Source organism: Pseudomonas sp. E1MeOHC2 (genome assembly GCF_058745025.1).
This window is the reverse complement of record NZ_CP196675.1, coordinates 452,220-471,766: the sequence shown is the minus strand read 5'-3', so window position 1 is coordinate 471,766 and position 19,547 is coordinate 452,220. Positions and strand designations below refer to the sequence as shown.

Sequence of the window (19,547 nt, the reverse complement as noted above, 5' to 3'; positions counted from 1 at the left end):
GTTCGGGCGCGGGGGCCGCATAACGGCCCCCGTCGATTATCGGAAGCTGTAAGAAACCCCAGCATAAACCCCAAACCCTTCACCCGGTGTCGAGCGGGCGATGTCCTGCCCGGCGTCGTTGTAGCCTGGCGTTACCGTCGCGGCGTAGCGTTTGTTGGTCAGGTTGCGCAGGTCGAGCCAGGTTTGCCAGTCCTGTTTCGGTGAGTCCCAGCCCAGGCGCGCGCCAAGCAAGGCGTAGGCGTCGGCGTGGTAACTGTTGGCATAGTCAACCTGCACCTTCGAGGCCATTTGCGTGTTGACCCCGGCATAGAAGCCACTCGGCCAGTTATAGCGCAGTTCGGCCTGGTAGTAGTGCATGGGGATGCCAGGCAAGCGGTTGTCGCCGAACGTGTCGTCGTCGCGGTAGTGGAAGTCACTGAAGGTGTAGGCCTGGCGCAGGCTCAGCTTGCCCGTACCGGCTTGCTCCCACAGGGTGCTGTCCAGGCCTGCCTCGACACCCTGGTGCACGGTGGCGCTGGCATTGAACTCTTTGGCCGGCAGGCCCTGCACGATTTCCACGGCCAACAGTTCGTGGCGTACGTGCGAGTAGTACCAGGCCAGGTCCCAGCGCCCCAGCATCGACTCGCCGCGCGCGCCCAGCTCCAGCGTGGTGGCCGTCTGGTTTTGCATTTCGATCGGTTGGGTCGCTACCGTTGAACTCCAGATCAGCGACCATGGGTGTGGCGGCTCGACCGAGCGGCTCAGGTTGCCATACACCTGCAGTTGCGGGTTGATGTCATAGCGCAGGCCCAGGCGCGGCGCGTAGTCCCAGTCGTGCTGGCTGACCTTGCCGCCTGTGGCAGGGTAGGTGACGTCGCTTTCACGGCGGGTGTAGATCATCGCCAGGCCGGTGGTCAGCCACAGGTCGGGGATCAGCTCCAGATCGTTGCCGACATGCAGCACGGTGTCCGAGCCCTGGTAGCTGAAGTCGCGGCTGCGCGCACCGAAGTTATCGCCGCTGGTACGGGCAAACTGCGAGGCCCCACTGTTAGGCAGGTGTTTGGTGGTTCGCCAGCCTACGGTGGTCTTGCTCTCGCGGCCCAGCAGGGTGTCGCGGCGGAAGTAGTTGAGGGTACCGCTGACATCGGTGTAGGCGACCTTCAGGCGCATCGGGCCTTCGCGCAGGTCCATTGGGAAGTCGTGATAGACCAGCCCGGCTTCCACCCGGGCATCGTCCTCAAGGTAGAAGGTGGTCTTGTTGGCCACCCAGGTGCTGCCCGGTTGCGGCCGGCTGTCGTCGCGCGCCAGGTACGCCGCGTTGGCGGCACGCGGGTCATGCTTGATCTGTTCTTTGGTCAGGCGCCCGGCCAGGTCGTTTTCGGTCTCCCGGTAGCGCAGGTAGAAACGCGTTTCCAGGTTCGGGTTGAAGCGGTAGCCGACATTCGCGGCGATACCCTTGGCGCTGCCACTGCTGTGCGCCTGATAGCCGTCGTATTCCGAATCGGTCAGAGCCACGTAGTAATCGAGGTTGCCCAGCACCTGGCCAGAGCTGATGTGCCGATGCTGGTAGCCGCGGCTGCCGACCTCGTACCGCACCTGCAATGGTGCGGCATCGTAGCCGGTATGGGTCACGTAGTTGATGGCGCCCCCCAGGGCCAGGGCGCCTTGATCGAAGCCATTGGCCCCGCGCAATACCTCGGCACGGCTCAGCCACAGCGGCTCGAACAGCTCATAAGGCGTCCCCCCTGGGCCGGTCAGCGGTAAACCGTCAAACATCGTGTACACCCCGGAGCCGTGCGCCCCCGGTGCGCGGTTGATGCCCGACCCGCGGATTGACAGTTTGATGCCGTCATTACCCGCCGACTGGGCGAACACGCCAGGCTGGTAGGCCAGCACATCCTGGTTGCTGGCGACCCGGCCTTGCCCCACGCGCTGCATGTCCACCAGGTTGCTGGCGCCTGGGACTTCGCGCAGACGCTCGCTGGCGGCCGTCAGTTCGCTTTGCTCCTCGTCCGTGATCAGCACCTGGCCCAGTTCGACCGAGGGTGCGGCCAAGGCGGTCGGGGTGGCAGTGATGGCCGCCAGCAGACCAAGGCAAGATGAGAGGGGTAAAACGGAACGCATCGTACGACTCCAGGCGAAAGGCGAATGGATAACGGCGTTGAGACGAGCGAAACGGCGCTCGGAGCACGAAGAACTTCAGTGAATTTCTCGCAACTTCCGTCAGACGGTTCTGTAGGCAAGTTCTTTACAAGCAGCTCGGCTGGAGAGGGCGGCACGTGCTTCGTAAGGTGATTACAGATCGGCAGCGATGCCTCTCTCAATCACTCGTGGAGTTCAACGATGAACGACAACGCACGACATTCGACCGATACCTTGTTGGACCCACCCATCCGCCTGACCCCGCGTGAGCGGCAAGTCCTGCTGTGGTGCGCTTACGGCAAGAGCTCGTGGGAAATTGGCCAGATCCTGGAATGCAAGGAGTCGACGGTGAACTTCCACGTGGCCAACATCCTGCGCAAGTTCGATGTGCCAACGCGTGTAGCGGCCGTTATCAGGGCGATTCGCTACGGCATGCTGGCTGAACAGTGAGGGGGTGGCCATGAATCACTTGTTGCCACTTGGTTTTGAGCCTGCCGTGATCAAGTCACGTTTTCCAGACTGCCATGACCCGTTCTGGCCGCGCTTAGACCTCGCGGTTCTGCGCGAGCGCTTGCAACTTCGGCGGGAGATCAGCGAAGCGCAGCTGGAGGTCGCCGCACGCTGCGCCGCTATCGATGCAGCGCGGGAGTTCGCGCGCTGGCGTGCGGCACTGCGTGAACGGGGTTACAAACGCCTCGAAGAGGTGTCCGGGCATGATCATGGGCGGGCGCTGTTAGTGTGCTACACGCGTTTTGTAGAAGGTGCGGTCCTGCGCTCGGTTACCCGCCGACAGGCATTGCGCAGGGGAGGGGCTGATGCTTGAACCTCCTCTGGTCGATAACCTGTTGTTGGCATTTCTGGAACTGCTGGGCATGGATGGCAGGGTGCTGTACGGCGCACTGCTTGGGGCCTTGCTGGTTAGCGCGGCTCGCGACCGCTTGATCACCAATGCCTCCAGGCGCCTGACAGTCAGCAAAAAACTGCTGCTGGTCTGTGTGACCGTTGGTGTGGGGCACTTGTTCGAGCCCCTGCTCTCGTCGCTGGCGCCGATGCTGACCCGTGGCATGGCCGCTTTCGTGGCAGCAGTCGTGGTGATACCGATCAGCCTCAAGGTGCTGGTCTGGCTGGACACGCTGGACCCGCGCGAAATCATCCAGCGCTGGCGCCGTCGGGGTTAAGCCCTGACGTCATCGGGTATGCGCTTGGCAAGCTCGGTCAGTTGCCGTTCGAGCTGTTGGATGCGCTGCTTGTCCTGGATGAGCAACAAAATCGCCTGGCGGTCGGTAACTGAGAGCGCCCGTAGCCGCTCGAGCATGTCGGTCTCCCACGTCTCCGGGCCCTGGGGCATTGGTTTTGGGGTGGCTTCACCCAGTAACAGCCAGTCGAGTGAGCAGGCGTAGTGCTTGGCTGACTCTACGCAAATCGCGTATGGGATGCTGTCGCGTACCTTCCAACTGCTCAACGTCTGGGGGCTGATGGACAGCGCTCTCGATAGCTCGGCATCGGTATCACAGCCGGTGAGGAGCTTCAGCCGAGCAAGCACAGGAGCAAGCAAGCCAGTACTCATAACAATTATCCATGTCTGGTTTAATGATATTCCATGGGCTTAAACTACTCGTTATGAATACAGCCCTGCGTTTTTAAGGAGCATTTCTGCAATGAGAAGCATTGAAGTGAAGAATACATCCACCTATGCAGTTAATACTGACACAACTAAAGGATCATTCTCACAGAAGGACTGTCTGGACAATGGTTACAGGTGCCTGCCGTGAGTACGTACAAGCTGGTCTGCCCGCATTGCAACAGCCGTATGCGCATACGCACCAGTGAGGGACGCCATATATTCCTACGGGTTGCCTACCTGCAATGCACCACCGAGGCCTGTGGCTGGTCAGTGCGAGCCGAGTTTGAAATGACCCATGAACTTTCTCCCAGCGGGATGCCCAACCCTGAAGTCTACCTGCCATCCGCCAATGGCGACCTGCGCAGAGCTGCATTGCCTGACGCGGCCGAGTAAGCAGCCATTTCGCGCAGATAAAAAAACACCCCGCATGAGCGGGGTGTTTTGTATTGCCGAGCTGATCAGCCGATCAGTTGCAGGCCCGCTTGCTGAACCAGTTCCAGCAGCGGTTGCGGGTAGACACCCAGCACGAAGGCAACAATGGCAATTGCCAGCAGCATGACGCCACCGGTGCGCTGTTCCCACTTCAGCGGGGCGTCGTGGCGACGCAGGTTCGGTTCGACCAGGTACAGGGTGACCATCACGCGCAGGTAGTAGTACACGCCAATGGCGCTACCAATTACCAGGGCACCGACCAGCCACCACAGGTGCGACTCGACGCCGGTGGCGATGATGTAGAACTTGCCGATGAAGCCTGCGGTCAGCGGGATACCGGCCAGCGACAGCATCATTACGGTCAGCACAGCGGTCAGGTACGGGCGGCGCCAGAACAGGCCGCGGTACTCATACAGGGCATCGGCATCACGGCCGCCGTAAGGCGAGGACATCAAGGTGATGACGCCGAAGGCACCCAGGCTGGTGATCACGTAGGTAACCAGGTACACGCCCATGGCTTCCAGCGCCAGGCCCTTGCTGGCGACCAGGGCGATGACCAGGTAGCCGAAGTGGGCGATGGACGAGTAACCGAGCAGACGCTTGAGGTTGCTCTGGGTCAGCGCCAGCAGGTTACCGATCAGGATCGAGGCGACCGCGATCACGGCCAGTACGGTGCTCAGCACGCCGCTGCTGGCAGCAGGGGAGAGCATGAACAGGCGTACGACCACGGCGAACACCGCGACCTTGCTGGCGGTGGCCAGGAACGCGGCAACCGGCGCCGGGGCGCCTTCGTACACGTCCGGGGTCCACAGGTGGAACGGCACCAGCGACAGCTTGAAGGCCAGGCCTACCAGCATCATGCCCAGGCCCAGTTGAGCCAACAGGCTTGGCATGTTGGTGGCTGCCAGGGCTTTGCCGATCTGGTCGAAGCTCAGGCTGCCGGCATCGGCGTACAGCAGTGCCATGCCGAACAGCAGGAAGGCCGAACCTGCGGCCGACAGCACCATGTACTTGATGCCGGCTTCCAGTGAACGCTTGTTGAAGAAGGCATACGCCACCAGGCCGTAGACGGGTACCGACAGCAGCTCCAGGCCGATGAACAGGCCGGCCAGGTGGTTGGCGCTGACCAGCACCAGGCCACCCAGAGCCGACATCAGCAGCAGCAGGTAGAGTTCTTCACGGTTGCCCGGGAAGCCCTTGGCGCCTTCGCCGAGGTAGGCGTGAGCGAGCGTGACGCAGGCCAGCGTGGCCACCAGGATGATCGCCATGTACAGGCAGGCGAACTTGTCGATGGTGATCAGCGAGGTGACCGCCAGCGGCGCGACCTTAAGTGCCGGCAGGATCGACAGCAGGGCCAGGTTAAGGCCCACGGTGGACAGCAGGAAGGTCTGCGAGTGGTTGCGCTTCCAGGCGATCGCCAGCATCACCACCACCGTGGTGATGGTGGTGATCAGCATCGGCGCCAATGCGATGAAGTGTTGAGTGGTGAATTCCATAGCGCTCTTACCGGGCCGAAGCGAGTTGAGTGAAAGCGGAACCAAGCCACTGCTGCACACCGCTCATGGTGGCGGCAGAAGTGTCGAGGAACGGCTGCGGGTACACACCAAGCACGATCAGCAGCACCGCCAGGCCCAGCACCATGATCAGCTCGCGGCCGTCCATGCCGGCCAGCACGGTGTCGTTCTTGCTTGGGCCGAAGTAGGCGCGGTGGATCATGATCAGCGAGTAGACCGAGCCGAAGACCAGGCCGGTGGTGGCGATCACGGTGATCCATGGCACGCTGGCGAAGCTGCCGATCAGGATCAGGAACTCGCCGACGAAGTTGCCGGTACCTGGCAGGCCCAGGGAGGCGGCGGCGAAGAACAGGCTGATCGCCGGCAGGTAGGCGATGCGGTGCCACAGGCCACCCATTTGACGCATGTCACGGGTGTGCAGGCGCTCGTACAGCTGGCCGGACAGGATGAACAGCGCGGCAGCCGACAGGCCGTGGGCCAGCATCTGGATCACCGCGCCTTGCAGAGCCTGCTGGCTGCCGGAGTAGATACCGATCAGCACGAAGCCCATGTGCGAAACGCTGGAGAAGGCGATCAGGCGCTTGATATCGGACTGCGCGAAGGCCAGGAAGGCCCCGTAGAAGATACCGATCAGGCCCAGAGTCATAGCGATCGGCGCAAACTCGGCCGAGGCGTTCGGGAACAGCGGCAGGGCGAAGCGCAGCAGGCCGTAGGCCGCGGTCTTCAGCAAGATACCCGCCAGGTCCACGGAACCTGCGGTCGGTGCCTGGGCGTGTGCATCAGGCAGCCAGGAGTGGAACGGCACCACCGGCAGCTTGACCGCGAAGGCGATGAAGAAGCCCAGCATCAGCACGTATTCGACGCCAGCCGGCAGTTCGGCCTTGAGCAGGTCGCTGTAGTTGAAGGTGAGCACGCCGGTGGTGTTGTAGTTGACCAGCACCAGGCCAAGGATCGCCACCAGCATGATCAGACCGCTGGCCTGGGTGAAGATGAAGAACTTGGTCGCCGCGTAGATCCGGGTCTTCTTGCCGTCTGCGGAGCTGTGACCCCAGAGCGCGATGAGGAAATACATCGGCACCAGCATCATTTCCCAGAAGAAGAAGAACAGGAACAGGTCCAGGGCCAGGAACACACCGACCACGCCGCCGAGGATCCACATCAGGTTGAGGTGGAAGAAGCCGACGTGGCGCTGGATCTCTTTCCAGGAGCACAGTACCGAGAGCACACCAAGCAGGCCGGTGAGCAGGATCATCAGCAGCGACAGGCCGTCGAGGGCCAGGTGGATGCTGATGCCGAAGCGCTTGATCCACTCGACTTTGTATTCGAGTGCCCAGGCAGGTTCGGCGCCCGGAGCAGGGGCCAGGGTGTAGTCGCCGGCGCCCCACAGGTACAGGCCGATGCCGAGCAGCAGGGACATGGTCAGCAGCGCGATCCAGCGCGGCAGGGTGGCGCCGAAGCGCTCACCCAGCCAGCACAGGAAGCCGCCGATGAAGGGGATCAGGATCAGCCAAGGCAAAATCATGACGGGTTGGTTTCCTTTGGCAAAGTCGCAAGATTCATAGTCATACCGCGGCCACTACCACAGCACCGAGCACCAGCACGGCGCCGACGGCGATCGAGGCGGTGTACCAACGCAGCTGGCCGGTCTCGGTCTTGCTCATGGCGACGTGGCCGCCACGGGCCATCCGAGGGATCAGGCCGATGCTGCGGTCAACCGGGTCCTTGCGCAGGATGTGGCAGATCAGCAGGTAAGGTTTGACGAAGAGCTTGTCGTAGATCCAGTCGAAGCCCCAGGCGGCGAACCACCAGGCCGACAGGACACGGCCGATGCCGCTGTTGGCAATCGCGCTGACGAAGCGGCGCTTGCCCAGGAACAGCAGGGCCGACAGCAGGATACCAGCGATGGCGATGGCGCCCGAGGCGATCTCCAGCGAGTGCTTGGCGTCACCACCGGCGTGGCCTGCGCTTTCCGGCAACACACCTGCCAGCGGCGGGGTGATCCAGGCGCCGACGAAGGTCGACAGCACGATCAGCACGCCCAGTGGCAGCCAGTGGCTGATGCCGTGGCCGGCGTGGGCTTCGGTCTTGGCTTCGCCGTGGAAGGCGATGAAGATCAGGCGGAAGGTGTACAGCGAGGTCATGAACGCGCCCACCAGGCCGGCGTACAGCAAGCCGGTGTTGCCGCTGGCGAAGGCTTCCCAGAGGATCTCGTCCTTGGAGTAGAAACCCACGGTCACGATCGGCAGGGCAGCCAGGGCGGCGCCACCGACCACGAAGCTGGCATAGGCCAGCGGCAGTTTCTTCCACAGGCCGCCCATCTTGAAGATGTTCTGCTCGTGGTGGCAGGCAACGATCACCGCACCGGAAGCAAGGAACAGCAGGGCCTTGAAGAAGGCGTGGGTCATCAGGTGGAAGATCGCCGCGTCCCAGGCACCGACGCCCAGGGCCAGGAACATGTAGCCGATCTGGCTCATGGTCGAGTAGGCGAGGATACGCTTGATGTCGGTCTGTACCAGCGCGGCAAAGCCGGCCAGCACCAGGGTCACACCGCCGACCACGCCGACCAGGTGCAGAATGTCCGGCGCCAGCAGGAACAGGCCATTGGTACGGGCAATCAGGTACACGCCCGCGGTCACCATGGTTGCGGCGTGGATCAGTGCCGAAACCGGGGTCGGGCCCGCCATTGCGTCGGCCAGCCAGGTCTGCAGCGGCAGCTGGGCCGATTTACCGACCGCGCCACCCAGCAGCATCAGGGTCGCCAGGACCATCCAGGTGTCACCGGCCTGGAATTTCTGCGGTGCCAGCACCAGCAGTTCCTGCACGTTCAGGGTACCCAGCTGGGCGAACAGGATGAACAGGCCGATGGCCATGAACACGTCGCCGATACGGGTGACGATGAAGGCCTTGAGTGCCGCGTTGCCGTTGTTGCGGTTGCTGTAATAGAAACCGATCAACAGGTACGAGCACAGGCCCACGCCTTCCCAGCCGAAGTAGATGAACAGCAGGTTATCGCCCAGCACCAGGAACAGCATGCTGGCGATGAACAGGTTGGTGTACGAGAAGAAGCGCGAGTAACCGGCTTCGCCACGCATGTACCAGGACGCGAACAGGTGGATCAGGAAGCCTACGCCGGTGACCACGCCGAGCATGGTGACCGAAAGGCCATCCACGTACAGGGTGAAGTTCGGCGCAAAGCCGTCCACCGACATCCACTGCCACAGCAGCTGGCTGTACGCGCCGCCTTCAGGCGGGGCGACGTTGAACTGCCAGATGACGTAGGCGGCTGTCGCAGCCGAGAGGCCGACCGAGCCGACGCCGATCAGGGCGGACAGGTTCTCCGAGAACCGCCCGCGCGAGAACGACAGCAGCAAGAAGCCGATCAGGGGGAAGACGAAAGTCAGGAAGATAAGGTTCATCCGCGCATCTCACTGGCAGCATCGATGTCGAGAGTGTGGAAGCGGCGATATAGCTGCAGCAGGATGGCCAGGCCAATACTGGCCTCGGCGGCTGCCAGGCTGATCACCAGAATGAACATCACCTGGCCGTCGGGTTGGACCCAACGGGCACCGGCGACGATGAACGCCAGGGCAGAGGCGTTCATCATGACTTCCAGGCTCATGAGCACGAAGAGGATGTTGCGGCGGACCATCAGGCCAACCAGACCTAAGCAGAACAGGATGCCGGCGACTGCCAGACCATGCTCGAGAGGGATAGCACCCATGATTTACTCCTTCGCCTCAACGCGGCCCAGGTGGAAGGCGGTGACGGCTGCAGCAAGCAGCAGCATCGAAGCCAGTTCGACCACCAGCAGGTACGGGCCGAACAGGCTGATGCCCACGGCCTTGGCGTCCACGGTGGTACCGCTGATGGCTGCGCCACTTGGGGTGACGAACAGCACGTACAGCAGCTCCAGCAGCAGCAGGGCGGCGAGGATCACCGGCCCGGCCCAGATGCCAGGCTTCAGCCAGCCGCGCTCCTGGGCAACCGAAGCCGGCCCGAGGTTGAGCATCATCACCACGAACACGAACAGCACCATGATGGCGCCAGCGTAGGCGATCACTTCCAGGGCGCCGGCGAACGGCGCGCCCAGGGCGAAGAAGATCATTGCCACGGAAATCAGCGAAATGATCAGGTAGAGCAGGGCGTGCACGGGGTTGGTGCCGGTCACCACACGAAGGGTGGAGACCACGGCGATCCCGGATGCGAAGTAGAAAGCGAATTCCATCTTTCTGTCCTTATGGGAGCAAGCTCTTCACGTTGATCGGCTCGGCTTCGTTCTGTGCAGAGCCTTTCGGCTTGCCAGCGATTGCCATACCCGCAACACGGTAGAAGTTGTAGTCAGGGTTCTTGCCGGGGCCGGAGATCAGCAGATCTTCTTTCTCGTACACCAGGTCCTGACGCTTGAACTCGGCCATTTCGAAATCCGGAGTCAGCTGGATCGCGGTGGTCGGGCACGCCTCTTCGCACAGGCCGCAGAAGATGCAGCGCGAGAAGTTGATGCGGAAGAACTCAGGGTACCAACGCCCGTCCTCGGTCTCGGCTTTCTGCAGCGAGATGCAGCCAACCGGGCAGGCCACCGCGCAGAGGTTGCACGCTACGCAGCGCTCCTCGCCATCGGGGTCGCGGGTGAGGACGATGCGGCCGCGGTAGCGCGGCGGCAGGTACACAGCTTCTTCGGGGTACTGCAGGGTGTCGCGCTTGCGGAACCCGTGGGAGAACACCATGGCCAGGCTGCGCAGCTGTGTGCCGGTGCCCTTAACGATGTCGCCGATATACTTGAACATGGGTCAAATCCTCACTGGGCCGCGACGGCTGGCGTGTTGTAAAGCACGATCGCAGCGGTCACCAGCAAATTGATCAGGGTCAGCGGCAGGCAGAACTTCCAGCTGAAGTCCATCACCTGGTCATAGCGCGGGCGCGGGATCGAGGCGCGCAGCAGGATGAACAGCATGATGAAGAACGCGGTCTTCAGCGCGAACCACAGGAACGGTACTTGCGGCAGGATGCCGAACGGACCGTGCCAGCCGCCGAAGAACAGGGTCACCAGCAGCGCCGAGATGAGGATGATGCCGATGTACTCACCGACGAAGAACATGCCCCATTTCATGCCGGCATACTCGATGTGGTAGCCGTCGGCCAGTTCCTGTTCCGCTTCCGGCTGGTCGAACGGGTGACGGTGAGTCACGGCGACGCCAGCGATGAAGAAGGTGCAGAAACCGAAGAACTGCGGAATGATGAACCACAGGTTCTGGGCCTGGTATTCAACGATGTCGCGCATGTTGAACGAACCCACCTGCACCACCACGCCCATCAGCGCCAGGCCCAGGAACACCTCGTACGAGACGGTCTGTGCCGAAGCCCGCAAGCTGCCCAGCAGGGCGTACTTGTTGTTCGACGACCAGCCGGCGAACAGTACGGCGTACACCGACAGGCCAGCCATGGCGAAGAAGAACAGCAGGCCGATGTTCAGGTCGGCGACGCCCCACAGTGGGGTGATTGGGATGACGCAGAAGGCGATCAGCAGGGCACTCATGGCCACGACCGGCGCCAGGGTGAAGATCATGCGGTCGACGAAGGGCGGGTTCCAGTCTTCCTTGAAGAACATCTTCAGCATGTCGGCAGCGATCTGGAACATGCCGAACGGGCCGACGCGGTTCGGACCGTAACGGTCCTGCCACCAGCCCAGCAGACGACGCTCGACGAAGCTGAGCAGCGCACCGCAGACCACCACCGCAAGCAGGACCACGATGGCCCGGACCACGGTGAGGATCACATCGATCACTTCGGGGGTGAACCAGCTCATTGTGCTGCCTCCTGCAGGCCTTCGACGGATGCACCGAAGATGGCAGGCGGAATACCGGCCAGGCCTTTCGGCAGCGCGACCAGGCCAGCGCCCAGCTCTTCATTGATACGCAGCGGCAGGCGCAGTGCCACACCGGCGACGTTCAGGCTCAGCAGTGCGCCTTCGTTGACACCCAGGCGGTCGGCTTCGGACTTGGCCAGGGCCACGTAGGCAGGCTGAATGCGCGCTTGCACCGGGGCGGCGCGCGAGGAGCTTTCTTCGCTGCCGAACAGGTGGAAGAACGGGACTGCAGTCCAGGTGCCACGAGCTGGGTTGAACGCGCCCGGAATGGCGTTGAACCAGTTCAGGCGATCGCCTTGCGATTCGATCAGGCGCACGCCTGGGTCACCGGCACGCAGGTGGCCACCGACTTCGTCCTGGAACTTGTTCCAGGCTTGCGGCGAGTTCCAGCCCGGCGACCAGGCGAACGGCACCTGCTGGCGCGGTTCGACGGAGCCCGAGTAGCCTTCCATCGAGAAGGCGAACGCGGTGTCCTTGTCTTGCGGGGTCCGTGGCTCGTGCACGCTGATATTGGCGCGCATGGCGGTGCGGCCGGAGTAGCGCAGCGGCTCACGGGCCAGCTTCATGCCCTTGATGCGGAACGCGGCGCTTGGTGCGGCGTTGACGATGCCGGCCAGTTGCGGGGCGGCTTCGGCGCAGGCGCTGGTGACGTGGTCCAGCTGGGTCCAGTCGACCGGCTTGTTCAGCAGGGTGGCACGCAGGGCATGCATCCAGCGCCAGCCTTCGTGGACCAGGATGCTGCTGTCCAGGTACTGCGGGTCGAACACCTGGAAGAAGCGCTGGGCACGGCCTTCCTGGCTGACCAGGGTGCCGTCGCCTTCGGCGAACGAAGCAGCCGGCAGCACCAGGTGGGCGCGTTCGAGGGTCGCGGTGTGGGAGTGATCGGCGACGATCACGACCTTGGCTGCAGCCAGGGCGGCATCGACCTTGGCGGCCGGTACGCGGGTGTACAGGTCGTTTTCCAGCACGACGATGGCATCGGCCTTGCCGTTGATGACCGCGTCCAGCGCAGCATCGACGGACTCACCGCCCAGCATCGCCATGCCGAGGCTGTTGGCTTCAGGCACAACCAAGCTCAGCGAACCGTTCTTCTCGCGCAGCTTCAGGGCCTTGGCGATGTTGGCCGCGGCTTCGATCAGTGCAGGGTCAGCCAGCGACGTACCGGCGATGACCAGTGGGCGCTTGGCCGCGACCAGGGCGTCGGCGATGCGCTTGGCCAGGGCCAGGGCTTCATCGTCCAGGCCGGCTACTGCTGGCGCGCTCGGGTCGATGGCGTGGGCCACGGCGAAACCGATACGGGCAAGGTCAGCAGGGGCTGCGTGTACGCATTCTTCAGCGACGTCATCCAGCTTGGTTTCAGCCAGGCTGGCGATGAACAGCGGGTACAGCGCATGCTGGCCGATGTTCTTCACGGCGGCGTCCAGCCAAGGCTGCACTTTCATCGCTTCGGCCATGGCCTCGGCCTTGCCTTTGGTGGCCTGGCGTACGGACAGGGCAACGCGGGCGGCGGTCTGGGTCAGGTCTTCACCGAGCACGAACACAGCGTCGTGGTCTTCGATGTCGCGCAGGGTCGGCACCGGCAGCGGGCTGTTGTTCAGCACGTTCAGGGCCAGGCGCACACGGGCCAGTTCGCCCGCTTCCATACCCGAATAGAAGTAGTCGGCGCCGACCAGCTCACGCAGGCCGTAGTTGCTTTCGAGGCTGGCGCGTGGCGAGCCGATACCGACGATGGTGCGGCCGCGCAGCAGGTCGGCGGCCTTGTCCAGGGCGGCGTCCAGGCTCAGCTTGGTGCCGTCGGCCAGGCGTGGCTGACGTGGGCGGTCGGTGCGGTTGACGTAGCCGTAACCGAAGCGGCCGCGGTCGCACAGGAAGTACTGGTTGACCGAGCCGTTGAAGCGGTTTTCGATGCGGCGCAGTTCACCGTAGCGCTCGCCCGGGCTGATGTTGCAGCCACTGGAGCAGCCGTGGCAGATGCTCGGGGCGAACTGCATGTCCCACTTGCGGTTGTAGCGCTCGGAGTGGGTCTTGTCGGTGAATACGCCGGTCGGGCAGACCTCGGTCAGGTTGCCGGAGAACTCGCTTTCCAGCACGCCGTCTTCAACGCGGCCGAAGTACACGTTGTCGTGGGCGCCGTAGACACCCAGGTCGGTGCCGCCTGCGTAGTCCTTGTAGTAGCGCACGCAGCGGTAGCAGGCGATGCAGCGGTTCATCTCGTGGGCGATGAACGGGCCGAGGTCCTGGTTCTGGTGGGTACGCTTGGTGAAACGGTAGCGGCGCTCGTTGTGGCCGGTCATTACCGTCATGTCTTGCAGGTGGCAGTGACCGCCTTCCTCGCACACCGGGCAGTCGTGCGGGTGGTTGGTCATCAGCCATTCGACGACGCTGGCGCGAAACGCCTTGGACTCGTCATCTTCGATGGAGATCCAGGTGCCGTCGGAGGCAGGGGTCATGCAGGACATGACGATACGACCACGGGTGTCGTTCTCGTCGGTGTACTGCTTGACCGCGCACTGCCGGCAGGCGCCAACGCTACCAAGCGCCGGGTGCCAGCAGAAATAAGGGATGTCGAGGCCGAGCGACAGACAGGCCTGTAACAGGTTGTCTGCACCGTTGACTTCGAGCGCTTTGCCGTCTACGTGGATAGTGGCCATTGTTCAAAGTTCTTCGTTGGCCCGCGTGAGCGGGCGTGGCTAATGGAAATCTGTATGCCCGCGGCCCGCCTCGAATCATTCGGGCCGGCCTGCAGGCTGGCGGGTGGCACGGACCACCCGCAGCTCATCTTGTTATGCGCCGACCACGATCGGCCCGCTCGGCACTGGCTTGGCCAGGTTCGGGCGCAAGGTGTCGGCAGCACTGGCTGGGGCGACACCGGCCTCGAATTCGGAGCGGAAGTATTTGATGGCACTGCCCAATGGCTCGACGGCACCCGGTGCGTGAGCACAGAAGGTGCGGCCTGGGCCGAGGAAGTTGACCAGACCCAGCAGGGTCTCGATGTCTTCGGCGCGGCCCTGGCCTTTTTCCAGTGCGCGCAGCATCTTCACGCTCCACGGCAGGCCGTCACGGCATGGGGTGCACCAGCCGCACGATTCGCGGGCGAAGAACTCTTCCATGTTGCGCAGCAGCGAGACCATGTTGATGCTGTCGTCTACCGCCATGGCCAGGCCAGTACCCATCCGGGTGCCGACCTTGGCGATGCCACCGGCGTACATCTGCGCATCGAGGTGCTCGGGCAGCAGGAAGCCGGTACCGGCGCCGCCTGGCTGCCAGCACTTGAGCTTGAAGCCGTCGCGCATGCCACCGGCGTAGTCTTCGAACAACTCACGGGCGGTGACGCCGAACGGCAGTTCCCACAGGCCCGGGTTCTTCACCTTGCCGGAGAAGCCCATCAGCTTGGTGCCGTGGTCCTCGCTGCCTTCGCGGGCCAGCGATTTGTACCAGTCGTTGCCGTTGGCGACGATGGCCGGGACGTTGCACAGGGTCTCGACGTTGTTCACGCAGGTCGGCTTGCCCCACACGCCAACGGCGGCAGGGAAGGGCGGCTTGGAGCGCGGGTTGGCGCGGCGGCCTTCCAGCGAGTTGATCAGTGCGGTTTCTTCACCGCAGATGTAGCGGCCGGCACCGGTGTGCACGAACAGCTCGAAGTCAAAACCCGAGCCCAGGATGTTCTTGCCCAAGAGGCCGGCGGCCTTGGCTTCGTCGATGGCGCGGTTGAGGTTTTTCGCCGCGGTGGTGTATTCGCCACGCAGGAAGATGTAGCCACGGTAGGCCTTGAGGGCGCGGGCGCTGATCAGCATGCCCTCGACCAGCAGATGGGGCTGTTGCTCCATCAGCATGCGGTCCTTCCAGGTGTTCGGCTCCATTTCATCCGCATTGCACAGCAGGTAGCGGATGTTCATGGATTCGTCTTTGGGCATCAGGCCCCACTTCACGCCAGTGGGGAAGCCCGCGCCGCCACGGCCCTTGAGGCCGGAGTCCTTGACGTTCTGCACGATGTCGTCTTGCGACATCTCGCTCAGTGCCTTGCGGGCAGCGGCGTAGCCGTTCTTGGCCTGGTACTCGGCCAGCCAGACCGGCTCGCCGTCGTCACGCAGACGCCAGGTCAGCGGGTGGGTTTCGGCCGAGCGCGCGATGCGGTTGGCCGGGCCGAAGGAAGTAATGGTCATACGTAACCCTCCAGCAGTTTGGTAACGCCAGCAGGCTGCACGTCGCCAAAGGTGTCGTCGTCGATCATCAGCGCCGGGGCCTTGTCGCAGTTGCCCAGGCAGCACACCGGCAGCAGGGTGAAGCGCCCGTCAGCGGTGGTTTGGCCGAGGCCGATGCCCAGTTCGCTCTGGATCTGGCTGACCACCGACTCGTGGCCGCCGATGTAGCAGACCATGCTGTCGCACACACGGATGATGTGGCGGCCAACCGGCTGGCGGAAGATCTGGCTGTAGAAGGTGGCCACGCCCTCGACGTCGCTGGCAGGGATGCCCAGCACTTCGCCGATGGCATGGATGGCGCCGTCCGGCACCCAGCCACGTTCCTTCTGGACGATCTTCAAGGCTTCGATGGACGCCGCGCGCGGGTCCTCGTAGTGATGCATCTCGTGCTCGATGGCCGAGCGCTCGGTTTCGCTCAGGGCGAAACGGTCTGTCTGGATAAGCGTGCTGTTCATGCTTAGCGGTCCACGTCAGCCATAACGAAGTCGATACTGCCCAGGTACGCAATGAGGTCGGCGACCATGCTGCCTTTGATCACCGAAGGGATCTGCTGCAGGTGCGGGTAGCTCGGGGTACGGATCCGGGTGCGGTAGCTCATGGTGCCGCCATCGCTCGTCAGGTAGTAACTGTTGATGCCCTTGGTCGCTTCGATCATCTGGAACGACTCGTTGGCCGGCATGACCGGGCCCCACGAGACTTGCAGGAAGTGCGTGATCAAGGTTTCGATGTGCTGCAGGGTGCGCTCTTTCGGTGGCGGCGTGGTCAGCGGGTGATCCGCCTTGTACGGGCCTTCCGGCATGTTGCGCAGGCACTGGTCGATGATGCGGATACTCTGGCGCATCTCCTCGACACGGACCATGCAGCGATCGTAGGCATCGCCGTTGTGGGCCAGCGGTACTTCGAACTCGAAGTTCTCGTAGCCGGAGTAGGGGCGTGCTTTACGCAGGTCGAAGTCGCAACCGGTGGAACGCAGGCCGGCACCGGTGGTACCCCATTCCAGCGCTTCCTTGGTGTTGTACGCGGCAACGCCAACGGTACGGCCCTTGAGGATGCTGTTCTGCAGGGCGGCCTTGGTGTATTCGTCCAGGCGCTTGGGCAGCCAGTCGACGAAGTCCTTGACCAGCTTGTCCCAGCCGCGCGGCAGGTCGTGGGCGACGCCACCGATGCGGTACCAGGCCGGGTGCAGGCGGAAACCGGTGATCGCTTCGATCACGGTGTAGGCGCGCTGGCGGTCGGTGAAGGTGAAGAACACCGGGGTCATGGCGCCCACGTCCTGGATGTAGGTACCCAGGAACAGCAGGTGGCTGGTGATGCGGAAGAATTCGGCGAGCATGATGCGAATCACGTCGACCTTCTGCGGCACCTTGATGCCCGCCAGCTTTTCCACCGCCAGTACGTACGGCAGGTTGTTCATCACCCCGCCGAGGTAGTCGATACGGTCGGTGTAGGGGATGAAGCTGTGCCAGGACTGGCGCTCGGCCATCTTCTCGGCACCACGGTGGTGGTAGCCGATGTCTGGGACGCAGTCGACGATCTCTTCACCGTCCAGCTGCAGGACGATACGGAACGCACCGTGGGCGGATGGGTGGTTGGGGCCGAGGTTGAGGAACATGTAGTCCTCGTTAGCGCCCTGACGTTTCATGCCCCAGGCTTCCGGGTTGAAGCGTGCCGATTCCTCTTCAAGCTGCTGCTTGGCCAGGGTCAGGCTGTAGGGATCGAACTCGGTGGCACGGGCAGGGTAGTCCTTACGCAGCGGGTGACCTTCCCAGGTGGGCGGCATCATGATGCGGCTCAGGTGTGGGTGGCCGGCAAAGTCGATGCCGAACATGTCCCAGACTTCGCGCTCGTACCAGTTGGCGTTTGGCCAGATGCCGGTCACGGTCGGCAGGTTCAGGTCGCCTTCGCTGAGCGACACCTTGATCATCACGTCGCTGTTACGCTCGACCGACAGCAGGTGGTAGAACACGCTGAAATCGGCAGCTGGCAGGCCACGGCGCTGGGTGCGCAGGCGTTCGTCGACGCCATGCAGGTCGTACAGCATGCTGTACGGCTTGGCGACGTTGCGCAGGAAGCTGAGTACTTCTTTGAGCTGTGCACGTTTCACCCACAGAACCGGCATGCCGGTGCGGGTTTCTTGGGCGACGAATGCGTCGGCACCAAAACGGTTGTGCAATTCGACGACCACATCCTGGTCGTCAGCCTTGTAAGGCGGAATATAAATAGCGTTGTCCGCTGTCATGGTCTCGGTCGCTTTGGGTCAACGTTAAGAATGAAGCCAGGCCGCCGGCTCCTATGGGAGCGGGCGGCAGGTCGCTGGATCAGACTTCGTCGGGGCTGCGCAGGTTGGTTACGGCAATGCGCTGCTCACGACGCAAATCTTTCTGGGCTGGCATCTCGGCACGGTAAATACCTTGATCACCAACAACCCAGGAAAGCGGGCGTCGTTCTTGGCCAATCGACTCCTGCAGCAGCATCAAGCCTTGCAGGAAAGCCTCAGGGCGTGGCGGGCAGCCAGGCACATAGACGTCCACAGGGAGGAACTTGTCGACCCCCTGAACGACCGAGTAAATGTCGTACATGCCACCGGAGTTGGCGCACGAACCCATGGAGATAACCCACTTAGGCTCGAGCATCTGCTCGTAGAGGCGCTGAATGATCGGCGCCATCTTGATGAAGCAGGTACCGGCGATGACCATGAAGTCGGCCTGACGCGGCGAGGCCCGGATGACTTCGGCGCCGAAGCGGGCGATGTCGTGGGGCGCCGTGAAGGCCGTGGTCATTTCCACGTAGCAGCAGGACAGGCCGAAGTTGTACGGCCAGAGGGAGTTCTTGCGACCCCAGTTGACCGCGCCACGCAGCACATCTTCGAGTTTCCCCATGTAGATGTTCTTGTGGACCTGGTCCTCTAGCAGTTGGTCGGTGACGGTTTCCCGTTCACCTACCGGGTACTGCTCGTTGGGCGCATCTGGATCGATTCTGGTGAGATTGTATTGCATTGCCAAAGCCTCATTGTTTCAGCTTCGCTTGCCGCTTGCGGCGACCTTCGGGAGCCCAATCAAGAGCACCGACGCGCCATAGGTAGACAAGACCTGCCAACAGAATTGCTATGAAAACGAGCGCTTCGACGAACCCGGTCCAGCCGCTTTCGCGGACGGACACAGACCATGCAAAGAGAAAGAGGGCTTCGATATCGAAGATCACGAACAGCATCGCGACCAGATAGAATTTGGCGGACAGGCGCAGGCGGGCGCTGCCGACGGGCAGCATGCCGGATTCGAAGGGTTCGTTCTTGGCGCGGCCCCAGGCCTTGCTACCGAGCAGGCTGGACAGACCGAGCATGAAGGCACACAGGCCGACGACACCCAGAAGGAAGATGGCAAAGCCCCAGTTGTGGGCGATGAGTCCTGCCGAATCGGACATGCTAGAGATCCTTATACAGAGACCCAGCTCTGCAGTCTGAAATAAGTAGAGCGGCGACGTGGTGTCGCAGGTGCAGTGACCAAATGTCGCAGCTGAATCAATCGCGCTGATTTTATGGGTAAACCCGGTGCAAGTAAAATTTCTGTCGCAAATTTATTCGTAGGATTAAGAACAAAAGCCCTTCGTAACTGGCTGAAAGCCTTGAAATTCGGGCATTGCGTCTGGTTTTGTTAATTATGTTTCTTGCGACTGGTAACGAATTACAAGTTGCGTAATGATAATTAATATCATCTAGGCTGAGCCGCATTACTTTAATGAGATTGAACCTTGTTAAGTTCATGTACCCATTCCCCCACTTGCAATTCCACTCG

General features: G+C 62.5%; 19 protein-coding genes. 4 read left to right on the top strand and 15 right to left on the bottom strand.

Annotated features, from left to right (window positions below; all coding sequences use genetic code 11):
* Positions 1-36: 36 nt before the first annotated feature.
* Entirely contained in the window at positions 37-2,103 is a 2,067-nt protein-coding gene (locus ACSSU5_RS02060) for a TonB-dependent receptor family protein (protein ID WP_492560488.1), read from the bottom strand.
* 219 nt (positions 2,104-2,322) lie between these two features.
* Here ACSSU5_RS02060 and ACSSU5_RS02055 point away from each other — a divergent pair, with 219 nt between their 5' ends.
* Genes ACSSU5_RS02055 through ACSSU5_RS02045 form a run of 3 tightly spaced genes read left to right on the top strand, consistent with a single transcriptional unit; the run spans position 2,323 to position 3,299 of the window.
* A complete protein-coding gene (locus ACSSU5_RS02055) occupies positions 2,323-2,571 on the top strand; it encodes a helix-turn-helix domain-containing protein (protein WP_264312374.1) in 249 nt (82 codons plus the stop codon).
* A gap of 10 nt (positions 2,572-2,581) precedes the next feature.
* Positions 2,582-2,944: a head completion/stabilization protein gene (locus ACSSU5_RS02050; protein ID WP_264312375.1), complete on the top strand. Its 363-nt coding sequence runs from the start codon at positions 2,582-2,584 to the stop codon at positions 2,942-2,944.
* Entirely contained in the window at positions 2,937-3,299 is a 363-nt protein-coding gene (locus ACSSU5_RS02045) for a hypothetical protein (protein WP_264312376.1), read from the top strand. Before ACSSU5_RS02050 ends, ACSSU5_RS02045 begins: the two co-directional genes overlap by 8 nt.
* Here ACSSU5_RS02045 and ACSSU5_RS02040 read toward each other — a convergent pair.
* Positions 3,296-3,688, bottom strand: coding sequence for a helix-turn-helix domain containing protein (locus ACSSU5_RS02040; RefSeq protein ID WP_264312377.1), 393 nt, complete (start codon positions 3,686-3,688; stop codon positions 3,296-3,298). The genes ACSSU5_RS02045 and ACSSU5_RS02040 overlap by 4 nt on opposite strands.
* Positions 3,689-3,889: 201 nt before the next feature.
* On the opposite strand from ACSSU5_RS02040, the gene ACSSU5_RS02035 reads away from it, so the two are divergent.
* Positions 3,890-4,138, top strand: a complete 249-nt coding sequence (locus ACSSU5_RS02035; RefSeq protein ID WP_264312378.1) for an Ogr/Delta-like zinc finger protein — start codon at positions 3,890-3,892, stop codon at positions 4,136-4,138.
* A gap of 65 nt (positions 4,139-4,203) precedes the next feature.
* On the opposite strand, the gene nuoN is transcribed toward ACSSU5_RS02035, so the two are convergent.
* The 13 genes from nuoN to ACSSU5_RS01970 form a co-directional block, all read right to left on the bottom strand.
* Positions 4,204-5,673, bottom strand: a complete 1,470-nt coding sequence (gene nuoN / locus ACSSU5_RS02030) for an NADH-quinone oxidoreductase subunit NuoN (protein WP_264312379.1) — start codon at positions 5,671-5,673, stop codon at positions 4,204-4,206.
* Positions 5,674-5,680: 7 nt separating this feature from the next.
* The gene (gene nuoM, locus ACSSU5_RS02025) at positions 5,681-7,213 is read right to left on the bottom strand and encodes an NADH-quinone oxidoreductase subunit M (RefSeq protein ID WP_492560487.1); all 1,533 of its coding nucleotides are present in this window, start codon (positions 7,211-7,213) and stop codon (positions 5,681-5,683) included.
* Positions 7,214-7,253: 40 nt separating this feature from the next.
* A complete protein-coding gene (nuoL, locus tag ACSSU5_RS02020) occupies positions 7,254-9,107 on the bottom strand; it encodes an NADH-quinone oxidoreductase subunit L (protein ID WP_264312381.1) in 1,854 nt (617 codons plus the stop codon).
* The gene (gene nuoK, locus ACSSU5_RS02015; RefSeq protein WP_008096201.1) at positions 9,104-9,412 is read right to left on the bottom strand and encodes an NADH-quinone oxidoreductase subunit NuoK; all 309 of its coding nucleotides are present in this window, start codon (positions 9,410-9,412) and stop codon (positions 9,104-9,106) included. Before nuoK ends, nuoL begins: the two co-directional genes overlap by 4 nt.
* A 3-nt stretch (positions 9,413-9,415) precedes the next feature.
* Entirely contained in the window at positions 9,416-9,916 is a 501-nt protein-coding gene (gene nuoJ, locus ACSSU5_RS02010) for an NADH-quinone oxidoreductase subunit J (RefSeq protein WP_186680785.1), read from the bottom strand.
* Positions 9,917-9,926: 10 nt separating this feature from the next.
* Positions 9,927-10,475, bottom strand: a complete 549-nt coding sequence (gene nuoI / locus ACSSU5_RS02005; protein WP_027592814.1) for an NADH-quinone oxidoreductase subunit NuoI — start codon at positions 10,473-10,475, stop codon at positions 9,927-9,929.
* 11 nt (positions 10,476-10,486) lie between these two features.
* Positions 10,487-11,494 (bottom strand): NADH-quinone oxidoreductase subunit NuoH, encoded by a 1,008-nt coding sequence (gene nuoH / locus ACSSU5_RS02000; RefSeq protein ID WP_492560486.1) that lies wholly within the window; start codon positions 11,492-11,494, stop codon positions 10,487-10,489.
* Complete coding sequence (gene nuoG / locus ACSSU5_RS01995; protein WP_492560485.1) at positions 11,491-14,205, bottom strand: NADH-quinone oxidoreductase subunit NuoG; 2,715 nt, start codon at positions 14,203-14,205, stop codon at positions 11,491-11,493. Before nuoG ends, nuoH begins: the two co-directional genes overlap by 4 nt.
* 132 nt (positions 14,206-14,337) lie before the next feature.
* Complete coding sequence (gene nuoF, locus ACSSU5_RS01990; RefSeq protein WP_264312384.1) at positions 14,338-15,717, bottom strand: NADH-quinone oxidoreductase subunit NuoF; 1,380 nt, start codon at positions 15,715-15,717, stop codon at positions 14,338-14,340.
* On the bottom strand, positions 15,714-16,211 hold the full coding sequence (nuoE, locus tag ACSSU5_RS01985; RefSeq protein ID WP_012273294.1) for an NADH-quinone oxidoreductase subunit NuoE: 498 nt from the start codon (positions 16,209-16,211) through the stop codon (positions 15,714-15,716). Before nuoE ends, nuoF begins: the two co-directional genes overlap by 4 nt.
* A gap of 2 nt (positions 16,212-16,213) precedes the next feature.
* Positions 16,214-17,995 (bottom strand): NADH-quinone oxidoreductase subunit C/D, encoded by a 1,782-nt coding sequence (nuoC, locus tag ACSSU5_RS01980; RefSeq protein WP_492560484.1) that lies wholly within the window; start codon positions 17,993-17,995, stop codon positions 16,214-16,216.
* Between the two features lie 79 nt (positions 17,996-18,074).
* Positions 18,075-18,752, bottom strand: a complete 678-nt coding sequence (locus tag ACSSU5_RS01975) for a NuoB/complex I 20 kDa subunit family protein (RefSeq protein ID WP_012313769.1) — start codon at positions 18,750-18,752, stop codon at positions 18,075-18,077.
* A gap of 10 nt (positions 18,753-18,762) precedes the next feature.
* Positions 18,763-19,176 carry an NADH-quinone oxidoreductase subunit A gene (locus ACSSU5_RS01970; protein WP_003251427.1) on the bottom strand — a complete coding sequence of 138 codons (414 nt, stop codon included), beginning with the start codon at positions 19,174-19,176 and terminating at the stop codon, positions 18,763-18,765.
* Between the last annotated feature and the right edge of the window lie 371 nt (positions 19,177-19,547).